This window comes from Glaciimonas sp. Gout2 (assembly GCF_035018905.1).
Classification (GTDB): domain Bacteria; phylum Pseudomonadota; class Gammaproteobacteria; order Burkholderiales; family Burkholderiaceae_D; genus Glaciimonas.
On the sequence record NZ_JASJXA010000029.1, the window covers coordinates 47,065 to 59,157 of the forward strand.

Consider the following 12,093-nt stretch of genomic DNA (forward strand, 5'->3'; position numbering starts at 1 on the left):
ATGAGGATCTTTCCGTGAGGACCAGACCATGAGTGTCACCGTCAGCTTCCAACATATCTGCAAAGATTTCGGACCGGTACGCGTATTGCACGACGTCAGCTTCGATTTGGCGCCCGGTCGGGTCTACGGTTTATTGGGCGAAAATGGTGCCGGAAAATCAACCTTAATGAAAATTTTGGCGGGTTACGAGACCACCAGCGATGGACAACTGGTCATTGACGGCCAGCCGCAACGCTTCACCAGTTCGCGCGCAGCCGAAGCCAGCGGCATTGTGTTGATCCATCAGGAATTTAATCTGGCCGAACATTTGACGGTCGCGCAAAATATATTTCTGGGTCATGAAAAACACAAAGGCTGGCTACTTGACGATGTCGCGATGCGCGAAGACGCTGCGCGTTACCTCAAACAGGTTGGTCTGAACGTCAGCCCAGATACCAAAGTACGCCACTTAATCGTAGCAGAGAAACAGCTGGTGGAAATCGCCAAAGCACTCGCACGCAAAGCACGCTTCCTGATTATGGACGAACCGACCGCAACGCTGACCTCATCTGAAACGCAGCGATTATTTGCGCTTATGGCGCAACTCAATAACGATGGCGTCACCATTCTTTATATTTCACACAAGCTTGATGAAGTCGAACGCATCACCGATGAAGTAATCGTTATGCGCGATGGTCGCTTTATTACACGCGAACCAACAGCAACTTTGACTCGGCAACAGATGGCCAATTTAATGGTTGGCCGCGATCTGTCAGATATGTTTCCTCTAAAATCGCGCCACGCCACCGACGCCGCAGTTTTATTGCAAGTAGATGGTTTATGCGTACCTGGTTGGTCAAAAGAACTCTCCTTTGAAGTACGCGCTGGTGAAATTTTAGGTTTTGCCGGACTGGTTGGCGCGGGCCGCACAGAGTCGTTCGAGGCCTTGCTTGGCTTGCGCCCCCGCAGCGCTGGAAAAATTACTTTGAGCGGCAAGCCGGTCAATCTGCGTAATCCTCGTCAGGCGATGCAACATGGCGTGACCTATCTCAGCGAGGACCGTAAAGGTAAAGGATTGCACGTCAATCTTGGGCTACGCGAGAACCTGACTATGATGACGGTGGAGCGCTATGCTCACCCATGGCTCGACATCAACGCCGAGAAAAAGGCGCTGGATCAAGCAGCCAATGTCTTCAATATTCGCACCGGCGATCTCGATAGTAAAGCACGCATGCTGTCAGGTGGAAACCAGCAAAAGTTAGCGCTTGCCAAAATTTTGCATCCTGATCCACGCGTCATCATTCTTGATGAACCAACCCGAGGGGTCGATGTAGGTGCCAAGCGCGATATCTATTTTTTAATTCATCAGTTAGCAGCGGAAGGACGCGCAGTCATTGTGATTTCGTCCGAGTTGATCGAACTGATTGGTCTTTGTCATCGCGTCGCGGTGATGCGTTCCGGCACATTACAAACAACGCTCGACAGCGAGCATTTGACTGAAGAGGAGTTGATTGCTCATGCAACCGGCACACACTGAATCCCCCGTTGAGGCGCAGAATGAGTCGCACAATAAAGCGCACAACAAGCCAGCCGCCGCTTCTGCCATCATCGGTCGCATTAAAAATATTGGCCCATTGATTGGCCTGATCGCTTTATGTATTGTCGGCACGCTGCTTAATCATGACTTTGCCACTGTCGATAATATGATGAACGTGCTGACCCGCACCGCCTTTATTGGCATTATCGCGGTTGGCATGACTTTCGTGATCATATCGGGTGGAATCGATTTGTCGGTCGGTTCCATGGCGGGCTTGATTGCTGGCAGCATGATCTACTTTATGAACATGCTGATGCATGGTGTAGGCGGTATGCACTTGAATCCCACTACTATTGTTGTTTTAGGTATTGTATTGGCGCTGGTGCTTGGCTCTGTGTTCGGACTCATACACGGCTTGCTCATCACCAAGGGGAAAATTGAACCGTTTATTGTGACCCTTGGCACGCTCGGCATCTTCCGGGCATTTCTGACTTATCTAGCCGATGGTGGCGCGCTGACGCTCGACAATCAATTGTCGGATCTATACAGCCCTGTGTATTACAAAAACTTGTTGGGCGTGCCAATTCCCATATGGATATTTCTTCTAGTTGCGATTGGCGGCGCTGTCATTCTCAATCGCACCACCTTCGGACGGCACGTTCAAGCGATTGGATCGAACGAGCAGGTGTCACGGTATGCGGCGGTACGGGTGGATATGGTGAAGATATCGACCTATATTTTTCTCGGACTTTGTGTTGGAGTCGCCACCATTTTATACGTCCCACGTCTGGGATCGGCCTCACCGACAACCGGCCTGCTGTGGGAGTTGGAAGCGATTGCCGCAGTGGTTGTCGGCGGCACAGCGCTTAAAGGTGGCGAGGGACGCATAGTTGGTACAGTTATCGGTGCGATTTTGCTCTCCGTTATCAGTAATATTCTCAACCTGACCAGCATCATTAGCGTCTATCTCAACGCAGCGGTCCAGGGCATCGTCATCATCGCGGTGGCTTTTCTACAGGGCAGTCGAAGATGAAGAAATAACGTTAAAAGGTTTAAAAAGTTAACGCAGTTTTTTACAAAGGGATTGCCGCTCACGGCACCCATCTACCGGAGGAGACACCATGAAACGTATCACCAAAATACTGGGCGCAGGGTTGTTAGCACTGAATGCATTGTCGGCGGCATCCGCATTTGCAGCAGAAAAAGTTGTATTAGGCGTAGCGATTCCCACGGCGACCCATAGCTTTACCGCCGGTATTGTCTGGTGGGCGAATGAAGCCAAGGCAGAATTGGAGAAAGCGCATCCCGGTTTGAAGGTCATCGTCAAAACGGCCGCCACCGCGCCGGAACAAGCCAATCAGCTTCAAGATATGCTGACCGTCAACAAGATCAACACGCTGGTTATTTTTCCCATTGAGTCGGCCTCACTCACGCAACCCGTGGCGCAGGTAAAAAAGAAAGGTGTCTACGTTACCGTCGTGGATCGCGGCCTCACCACGAACGATGCACAAGATGCGTACGTATCGGGCGACAATACCGCTTTCGGTAAATTGCCAGCCGAATACATGGCTAAACGTTTGAACGGCAAAGGCAATATCGTCGTTTTTCGCGGTATGCCAACCACGCTCGACAACACGCGTTTTGATGCATTTAACGCTGTGATGAAAGATCACCCCGGCATCAAGATCCTGGATGCAAAATATGGCAACTGGAACCGAGATGATGCGTTCAAAGTCATGCAAGATTACCTGACCCGCTTTAAACAAATCGATGCAGTCTGGGCGGCGGACGACGATATGGCGATCGGTGTACAGAAAGCAATCGAGCAAGCCAAGCGCACGGATATCAAAGATGTATTTGGCGGCGCTGGTGCAAAAGGCGCTGTGAAGAAAATCATGGATGGCTCTGATCCCCTGATTATGGCGGACGTTTCGTACTCACCTAAGTTCATCTATGATGCGATTAAAATGACCGCCGAAGCACGTTTGAAAGGTGAAAAGTTACCAGCGAACACCATCATTCCCTCGGTATTGATCACGAAGGAAAACGCCAAACAATTCTACTTTCCCAATTCACCGTTCTGATATGTAAACGCACATTTGAGCGCGTCGCGATAAGCAGTAATGATGGATACAGGACCGCATGATGGACGTGACATCAGGTCCTGTATCCACCGTTTTAACAATGCTAAACAAAGAGGATTAACCATGAAAACGATCAAAGGGCCAGCCATTTTTCTCGCCCAGTTCATGGGTGACAAAGCACCATTCGATACACTTTCCCATCTGGCTGCATGGGCCGCCGGTCTGGGATATAAAGGTATTCAGTTGCCAACCGACCCGCGCCTGTTTGACCTGACGCTAGGCGCGAAGAGTCAAACCTACTGTGATGACATCACAGGATTACTGGCGCAACATGGATTAACGATTACCGAATTATCGACCCATTTACAAGGCCAGCTCGTCGCAGTGCATCCGGCTTACGATCCTTTATTCGACAACTTTGCAGCGCCGCATGTGCGCGGCAATCCCGCGGCGCGGACTGCATGGGCCATCGAACAGTTAACACTCGCAGCAACGTCATCTCAACGTCTCGGCTTAAGCGCCCATGTGACTTTTTCAGGGGCACTGGCGTGGCCTTATTTATATCCATGGCCGCAGCGTCCAGCGGGTCTGGTGGAAACAGCATTTGCTGAGTTGGCTCGGCGTTGGCGTCCTATTCTGGATGCGTTCGATGCCGCTGGTGTTGACCTTTGCTACGAGTTACATCCCGGTGAGGATCTCCATGATGGCGTCAGTTTTGAACGTTTTCTTGATGCAGTTGACCAGCATCCTCGAGCCAGCATTTTGTATGATCCCAGCCATTTTCTGTTGCAACAACTCGATTACCTTGCTTTCATCGATATCTATCACGACCGGATTAAGGCTTTCCATGTCAAGGATGCAGAATTTCGTCCAAATGGTAAACAAGGCGTGTACGGTGGCTTTTCGTCCTGGCAAGATCGTGCCGGACGTTTTCGCTCACTCGGTGACGGGCAAATTGATTTCAACGCAATCTTCTCTAAAATGGCGCAATATGATTTTCCTGGTTGGGCGGTGTTGGAGTGGGAATGCTGCTTAAAGCATCCCGAGGACGGCGCAGCAGAAGGAGCGGAATTTATTCGACGTCATATTATTCATGTGGCAGACCGCGCTTTCGATGATTTCGCGGGTGGCGCAGTCAAACAGGATCAAATCAATCAATTGCTTGGGCTAGTACGCTAGAGCTGCAAAATACGACCACATAATTTTGGTAAAAAGGAACAGAAATGCAACGACGTTTAAGACTAGGAATGGTGGGCGGCGGCCAAGGCGCGTTCATCGGTTCGGTGCATCGGATTGCCGCCCGCCTCGACGATTACTATGAGTTGGTGGCGGGCGCATTATCCAGTGACCCGACGCGCGCTGCCAATAGTGCTACCGAGATTCGCCTCGACCCAAGCCGCAGCTATAGCGACTATCAAGAAATGGCGCGGCAGGAAGCCGCACGACCGGATGGCATTGACGTCGTCACCATCGTCACACCAAACTTTTTACACGCCCCGGTAGCAAGAGCATTTCTGGAAGCTGGTATCCACGTCATTTGCGACAAGCCTTTAGCTATTTCACTCAAGGAAGGCCAGGAACTTGCCACACTCGCACAACAAAAAAATCGTGTCTTTGCACTCACTCACACTTACACCGGCTATCCAATGGTGCGCCATGCCAAAGCGCTGGTCGAAGCAGGCGACATCGGTGACCTAAGACTGATACAGGTCGAGTATTCACAGGATTGGCTAGCCGCCTCTATTGGCAGCGCCAATACCGGCGCTGCCGACAACTGGCATAACGATCCGTTACGCTCAGGTCCCGGTGGGACGCTGGCCGATGTCGGCACGCATGCCTATCAACTGGCGCAATATATTAGCGGTCAAACACCCACTCAACTGCTGGCTGAACTATCTACTTTCGTACCCGGACGTCCTATCGACGACCACGTACAAGTCATGCTGCGCTACGCCAACGGCGCGCGCGGCACGTTGTGGGCGAGTCAGGTCGCCACCGGCGCTGAAAATGCCTTACGTTTGCGTTTATACGGCAGCAAAGCCCAACTCGCCTTCAACCAGGAAAATCCAAACGAGTTATGGATCACGCCGCAAGGCGGTAACGCCCAGCGCCTTACCCCGGGCCGGGCCGCCAGTGCCGCCGCCGCGCATGCCACACGGGTTCCCGCCGGTCATCCGGAAGGTTACATAGAAGCCTTCGCCCAATTGTATGTCGACGCAGCCTTACAGATTGCTGCAATCAACGCAGGTCAGCCGATTCCCAAAGCTGCACGCTGGCTAACAAATGTCAATGATGGCGTCGCCGGGATGGCATTTATTGAGGCCGTCATTCGTAGCCATCAAAATGATGCGCAGTGGACGGATATTGCACGCTGAAAGGATGCGATTAAAACATGAATGACAGTTGTATTCCGCCTTAAAATAATCGGAATAACAATACTTTTCCCGCATAAAAAACAGATTTAATTAATTGGTACTGATCGCGGATACGCCGCGTCACAACATACTATTTATGATGAAATAAAATTGTATTTCCAACCCGTAGATTTAAAAATACCGGTGGCGATGTCCACCGGTATGGGACTTCTTTGACATATTCGCCAATATCAGATGTCATCCGGTTCCGGTAAATGCAACGCTTCCTGACCATCACGCTCGGCCTTCATTCTCTCCAGTTCCTGAAGATTGTTCTCAACCCATTTTGCTAAATCCCCCGTCGGATCTCCGCCCTGACGTATCTGCTCTACAACTTCAGCGATATCATGCTCAGCCTTTTCAATACGCCGATCAAGGTCAGATTTTTCGTGATCACGACGATTGGAGCCAACTCTACTAAACTGCCATAGTTGCGCCAGAGTATTGTTCGCCTTGAAAAGTTGCAGTTTTCTGTAGTTATCCAGCCGCCCATCTGTCACATCCAATTGTTTTCCATAGTTGCCGCTTAGCCTGTAGGAACCGTGGAAACTTGGGTCTATATTCCACTTAAAGTTATGCCAGGATGATGCTGCCACTACATCAATAGTGACAGGGATACTATCCCCGGCGCGGTCATCTGCATGCAACATGCAATGAGGGGCATAATCCACAGTTAAGAAATAAACTCTTGTAAAAGCAGTTTTAAACCCTAGAACCCAATGTTGATTATTCCCACCAGTATAGGGATACTGAACAACAGGCGTTCCCGGCCCTTTTTCACCCCCTAGAACGTCCATTACTTTTCCGCTAAGTCGACTGGTAATAACATATTTAGCTCCAGTTACCAATGGTACAAATTCCGTGAACACAAATGACTGGGAACTGCTGTTGTCACGGACCCTGATTCTGTATCCCTCCTCCGTTCCAGAAAAACCGGTCAATATCCCGAAGGGATGGCCATGAAGAGTTCCTCCGGCCACCAGAATATAAGAACGCTTATCCTGACTGAGTACCAAGCGCCAATACCGAAATCTATCGACAGGATCGGTAACATTCAGCGAGCGCACCGAAACCGTGGAGTTGTAATAGCCCCAGGCCAATATGCAATCGCCACCTACCTTGTCTTTTTTCATGTTATGCAGCACATATAAACCATCAAACTCACCACCTTTCACCTTTTTGATCCGCCACTGCTGGGATCTATCCCGAATAAAATTTGGCTTTAACCCAAGTAGAGTGCCGAATATAATGCCGTGTGATGGGGTATCTACATAACCCAGCGCGTCCCCGCTATTCTTGCACTCAGAAATAATATACGTTTTGCCTTCCTCGGGAGTTTCAGTCGAGAATCTCCAGGGATCCGGCTGCGGCCTGTTGGGCGTATCTTTTCCACCAAACAACCAGTCACACCCGTAAGCCAAGCCGCCTATCAAATTATCTAAGGCTTCGCCTGCCACACCACTTTTCCACCGATCACTAGCCGGTCCCCAAACATAATCCGGCCTGTTAATTGCACTTGTCGGAGGCTTTTTACCGAGTGATGCATAAAACCCCTTCTCGTAGAGATCACATTTACCGCTGCCTGGAATTTGACCTATCTTCAGCACATCATCGCCAACACAAAAGGCAATGATCGCATGGTTATTTTGTCCAAATCCGCCACCACTATCCATGTAAGCATTATCCTCCCCGCCCACGGGCCAACCCGGTATAAACCATTCATTGCCCCATGTATCAAGCGCGGTCACATCAAAGTCTCGATGACCGTTATTTGTCTCTATCGCGTAATAGGCCGTCTCCCACATCCTTTTTTTACAGGACAACTTGAGGTTACAAATAAAAGTATTAGTCTTGGGATCGAAGACCTCAAAGTGGAGAACGCCAGAGACGTGCCCCGAATTACCGACATTCACCGAATTCCACAGAACATAGCTTCTCGCCTGTCCTGGGCCGACCGTCCCGGATGGCGGACCAATCTTCACCATCTTGCCAGCAGCCTCATCCCAGATCGCCCAGTCGCCGCTAAACTTCTCTACTCGTACGATCCGCATATCATAAGCAGTACTGTTATAGATGATGACTTCACGTATGCGCATCATGACTGTGGTAATACGAATCGTCCCACCGGTCTGCGCCAGATCCACGATCGTGAGGGGAGCTTTACCCGAATGGAGCCAGATGTCCACGTAAGGACTCACGCTATTGAGGTAAGGATCGTTGGGGTCCGCAACACGCTTGACGTTAGGATCAAAATGGGGATCGACGCTAGTGTCAACACATGGCGTAATGGCATGACCATGGGGCAATCGAAGCTTGGTATCGTCGGCATTTGAAGTCATTGAACACCTCGTCTATAAGGGTAATCTGATTAATAACTGTGTCAAGTTGCGATCACAGATTAAGCGAAAAATTTCTCACGTGCAAGTATTTGCACTATGCGTTGACAATATTGTCAGGTAACACATATCGATACGCAGCAATTGAAAACGACGCACACACACCAAATACACGACGACCATCACACCAAGATAACAAGTTGAACTTAACGATATCTGCACCAGGTTTTCTTAATTTCAATCGAACCCGAATCGATCTAAAAACAAGGCCCGATGAGGCTAAGCGCAAGTGAAAAACCGTTTAACTTATACTGATTGACGATAAACTTTATAGGAATCAAAATATGATCGTAACTTCTAGTGCTTTTCCATTGTTTTATTCAAAATATGCCGAGCTAGAGCCACCGGCGGAGAATCCTATTAGCGAGGTTGATCGTGTTACGTTGACTTATGCTCTGCGCTCGATGCAAGAAAGCATCACGCAACATTGGCAGCAACAAGGTAAAAGTATTGGGGAAGCCAACGACCCTGACGACGACCAGCTGCAGTGGAGCGCCAGAGTCGAAGCTGCAAGATTTATGTGCGGAGTCTGTTCTGTTTTACCGCCCGCTGACACTCAGCTCTTATACAGTGTGGATCAGGTGCCAGTGGGAGCACTAACCATGCTTCATCGACAGGAGGCCTTGAATGTTCCGTATGTAGAAATTTTTGTTACGCATCCGGGCAGCAGCGGTGCCGGAGCAGCGCTGTTAGAGCGGGCTGTAAAAAAATCAATGGAAATCGGGGGACTTGGACAACTGATGCTCTCGCCGATAGACAGTGCCATTCCTGCATATGAAGCACTTGGCTTTTCAAAAATACCTGAAGGTATGTTTCTTGATCCTGCCAAAAGTGAAAAATGGCATCTTTTTGGCGACGCATGGAGACTCGTTAATGGTGTCGGTGAAGTTAAAACTGGCTAAAGTATTTCAGAAGCCACATTAAGGCTGACCTCGACGAGAGCGCGCTAATGCCAGCTTCTCACATAGAACAACGGTACCGTCGATCAATCGCGGACCTGCTCGATTCATCAGATCGGCATCGATACCGAATAAATTGTTGCGATGAACTGCCAGCAAGCCAGAATAGCTGCGCCAATAATCGAGGTCACTTTCATCATCTTTCCGTTGTCCACTTATGAGTACCTCTGGATTTTCAACCAGCACGGCTTCTATATTAACGACTGGTGCTGTCACTGACAGATGGGCGAAGATATTTTCTCCGCCGCATACGTTGATCGCATCGCTGACAATCTGGCTGCCGTTGAGCGTATACAGCGGGCGACTCCATACCTGATAAAAAACTCGGACGCGAGGACGTTTCTGGTATTTAAAAGCGAGAGCGTCAATTTTTTCACCTAGCGCGGCTGCCTCTTTTTCTGCGTCACCAGTTGTGCCTAATAGTCGGCCTAGACGGATGATGCTGTCCGGGATATCGCGCAACTTGCGTGGGTCGCTGTAAAATAATGGGATGCCGAGTTTTCGTAATTGTTCCAATTGACGATCGGCACTGTTATGTCGCCATACCACCAATAAATCCGGTTTGAGCGCAATCAACCGCTCTATGTCCAGCAGGCTGTTGTCACCTATTCGAGGAATACTTTTTGCAGCAACCGGATAATCGCTGTACTTGACTGTACCGACTATTCGGGACCCACCACCGGCGGCAAATATTAATTCCGTAATATGCGGGGCCATTGTCACTACGCGCAAAGCTGGCTGCGCTAACGTGATGATATTGCCTGCGTCATCTTTGACTATAATAGCCGCTCCTGAAGCATTTACTATGACTGAAAGTTGCACACTGATGAGCAATACCGTCATTAAGAAAATACGCTTTACGATGTTCGGTTTCACAATAATATTCCGATATACAAAATTATTAACGCCCGAAAGTTTTTAGCGCCACGTTTAGAAGTAGAAGCATCGTGTAGGAATGTAACGAGCAATGAATCAACTACATTTATTTATAGAAAATTTTTTCTCGACACTTAGATGGAAACCGACCCATTACATACGCGCTACGCAGGAATAAAAATAGACCGATTTTCGTGCGTGATGATCTCGATCGGATGCCCTAAACATTGGCTCAGAATTGGTGCTGTCATCACCTCGGCAACCGGCCCGGCACGCCAACCTCCATCTCCCATCAGCAGCAGCGCATGACTCGCCACGCTATGCGCCAGATTCAAGTCGTGGCTTACCATTACGATGGCTTTGGGCGACTCACTGTTCGCGCACAGTTCGTCCAATAAACGCATCACGCTAACCTGATGCGCCAGATCCAGCGCATTCGCAGGCTCGTCGAGCAATAATAACGGCGTATCCTGCGCCAACACAGCGGCAATCGCCACCCGCTGACGCTCGCCACCGGACAAGGTACGAATATCACGTTCGGCAAGTGCTTCTACATCCAGCGCTCTTAACGCACTTAAAGCGGTTTCCTGATCAGTATCGGATTCCCAATAGCGGGTATCGTGATACGGATGCCGCGCCGCCAATACGGTTTCAATCACGCGATAACCGAAGGCGTCACGCGTTCCTTGTGGCAAAAACGCGCGAACCCGCGCCAGCCCTTCCAACGCCCATTGTGATAACGGTTTTTCAGCCAGTTCCACTACCCCGCCATCGGGCAAGCGCAAACCTGCCAGACAGCGCAAAAATGTACTCTTCCCAGCCCCGTTGCGACCGATCACACACCAAAGCTGGCCAGGATGCAGATCCCAATCCAAACCCGCGACCAGCGCACGACCCTCGATAGTTAAATCGACAGACCGGGTGCGCATCAGTGTTGGAGATGTCATCATCGTTTGCGAATGTGGTGCAGTTGTAATAGAAATGCCGGCACGCCGATCAAGGCCGTAATCACGCCGACCGGCAATTGTGTTGGCGCAATAACAGTACGCGCCAATGTATCCGCCAACAAGAGAAACGTGCCACCGGCAATGGTCGCAGCAGGCAACAACAAACGGTGATCCGGTCCCAGCGCAAACCGACACGCATGCGGCACAATCAACCCGACAAACCCAATCGCGCCCGCGCTACTCACCGTGCAAGCAGTCAATAAGGCCGCACAAAAGAACAACCCCTTACGTAACGACGCCACATGAATCCCCAACGTCGCCGCCGCCTCTGCCTGCATGACCATGACGTTAATATGCCGTGCTTTGCGTAAAGCAAAAATAAGTGCACCGCTCAAAACAATCCAAGGCAACCAGCGCAATTGCGTCCCCGACAAATCGCCGATCAACCAAAACACCATACTACGCAACCGACTATCCGGCGCAATCGACAGCATCAACGTCACCAAAGCACCGCAACCCGAAGCCACAATCACGCCAGTCAACAACAGCAACGGCGCGTTACCATCCGAAATCCCACCCCGCAAATCCCGATAAGCCAAACCAAACAACAGCAACGCCACAACAATCGCACCCGCAAACGCCGCCACATCAATCATCCACGCCGCACTAAAAAAAAGCATCGCAAACAACGCCCCAACCGCCGCCCCACCAGAAACCCCCAGCACATAAGGATCAGCCAAAGGATTACGCAACAACGCCTGCATCATCACCCCAGCCAAAGCCAACATCGCCCCAGTCACAAACCCAGACAAAGCCCGCTCCAACCGCAACTGCAACAAAGTCGCCGCCATACTTTTAGGTGCACCACGCAACACCTCACTCAAAGCGCCAAAAATATCAG

General features: G+C 50.2%; 10 protein-coding genes. 6 read left to right on the forward strand and 4 right to left on the reverse strand.

The annotated features are described in order from the left end of the window. The first annotated feature begins 28 nt into the window (after positions 1 to 28). From QN379_RS17425 to QN379_RS17445, 5 genes are all read left to right on the forward strand, one after another. The gene (locus tag QN379_RS17425; RefSeq protein ID WP_322239321.1) at positions 29 to 1,516 is read left to right on the forward strand and encodes a sugar ABC transporter ATP-binding protein; all 1,488 of its coding nucleotides are present in this window, start codon (positions 29 to 31) and stop codon (positions 1,514 to 1,516) included. Next, positions 1,497 to 2,549: an ABC transporter permease gene (locus QN379_RS17430; RefSeq protein WP_322239323.1), complete on the forward strand. Its 1,053-nt coding sequence runs from the start codon at positions 1,497 to 1,499 to the stop codon at positions 2,547 to 2,549. The genes QN379_RS17425 and QN379_RS17430 overlap by 20 nt, the downstream gene beginning before the upstream one ends. A gap of 88 nt (positions 2,550 to 2,637) precedes the next feature. Then, positions 2,638 to 3,600: a substrate-binding domain-containing protein gene (locus tag QN379_RS17435; protein WP_322239325.1), complete on the forward strand. Its 963-nt coding sequence runs from the start codon at positions 2,638 to 2,640 to the stop codon at positions 3,598 to 3,600. A 123-nt stretch (positions 3,601 to 3,723) separates the two neighbouring features. Then, complete coding sequence (locus QN379_RS17440; protein ID WP_322239327.1) at positions 3,724 to 4,779, forward strand: sugar phosphate isomerase/epimerase family protein; 1,056 nt, start codon at positions 3,724 to 3,726, stop codon at positions 4,777 to 4,779. A 44-nt stretch (positions 4,780 to 4,823) separates the two neighbouring features. Further along, positions 4,824 to 5,975 (forward strand): Gfo/Idh/MocA family oxidoreductase, encoded by a 1,152-nt coding sequence (locus QN379_RS17445; RefSeq protein WP_322239329.1) that lies wholly within the window; start codon positions 4,824 to 4,826, stop codon positions 5,973 to 5,975. Positions 5,976 to 6,205: 230 nt separating this feature from the next. On the opposite strand, the gene QN379_RS17450 is transcribed toward QN379_RS17445, so the two are convergent. Then, positions 6,206 to 8,353, reverse strand: coding sequence for an RICIN domain-containing protein (locus QN379_RS17450; protein WP_323507179.1), 2,148 nt, complete (start codon positions 8,351 to 8,353; stop codon positions 6,206 to 6,208). A gap of 341 nt (positions 8,354 to 8,694) precedes the next feature. Between QN379_RS17450 and QN379_RS17455 the strand changes: the two genes are divergently transcribed. After that, entirely contained in the window at positions 8,695 to 9,312 is a 618-nt protein-coding gene (locus QN379_RS17455) for a GNAT family N-acetyltransferase (protein WP_322239333.1), read from the forward strand. Positions 9,313 to 9,330: 18 nt separating this feature from the next. On the opposite strand, the gene QN379_RS17460 is transcribed toward QN379_RS17455, so the two are convergent. From QN379_RS17460 to QN379_RS17470, 3 genes are all read right to left on the reverse strand, one after another. Further along, positions 9,331 to 10,245 (reverse strand): cobalamin-binding protein, encoded by a 915-nt coding sequence (locus QN379_RS17460; protein WP_322239335.1) that lies wholly within the window; start codon positions 10,243 to 10,245, stop codon positions 9,331 to 9,333. Positions 10,246 to 10,409: 164 nt separating this feature from the next. Beyond that, positions 10,410 to 11,192 carry an ABC transporter ATP-binding protein gene (locus QN379_RS17465; protein ID WP_323507180.1) on the reverse strand — a complete coding sequence of 261 codons (783 nt, stop codon included), beginning with the start codon at positions 11,190 to 11,192 and terminating at the stop codon, positions 10,410 to 10,412. Continuing rightward, positions 11,192 to 12,093, reverse strand: a 902-nt coding sequence (locus QN379_RS17470) for an iron ABC transporter permease (RefSeq protein ID WP_323507181.1), incomplete at its 5' end; no start/stop codon positions are given. The genes QN379_RS17470 and QN379_RS17465, both read right to left, overlap by 1 nt.

Bases quoted from the DNA above. Each gene is read 5' to 3' on its own strand.
- QN379_RS17440 (WP_322239327.1), top strand. From the start codon at position 3,724: ATGAAAACGATCAAAGGGCCAGCCATTTTTCTCGCCCAGTTCATGGGT.
- QN379_RS17435 (WP_322239325.1), top strand. From the start codon at position 2,638: ATGAAACGTATCACCAAAATACTGGGCGCAGGGTTGTTAGCACTGAAT.
- QN379_RS17445 (WP_322239329.1), top strand. From the start codon at position 4,824: ATGCAACGACGTTTAAGACTAGGAATGGTGGGCGGCGGCCAAGGCGCG.
- QN379_RS17425 (WP_322239321.1), top strand. From the start codon at position 29: ATGAGTGTCACCGTCAGCTTCCAACATATCTGCAAAGATTTCGGACCG.
- QN379_RS17430 (WP_322239323.1), top strand. From the start codon at position 1,497: ATGCAACCGGCACACACTGAATCCCCCGTTGAGGCGCAGAATGAGTCG.
- QN379_RS17450 (WP_323507179.1), bottom strand. From the start codon at position 8,353: ATGACTTCAAATGCCGACGATACCAAGCTTCGATTGCCCCATGGTCAT.
- QN379_RS17465 (WP_323507180.1), bottom strand. From the start codon at position 11,192: ATGACATCTCCAACACTGATGCGCACCCGGTCTGTCGATTTAACTATC.
- QN379_RS17455 (WP_322239333.1), top strand. From the start codon at position 8,695: ATGATCGTAACTTCTAGTGCTTTTCCATTGTTTTATTCAAAATATGCC.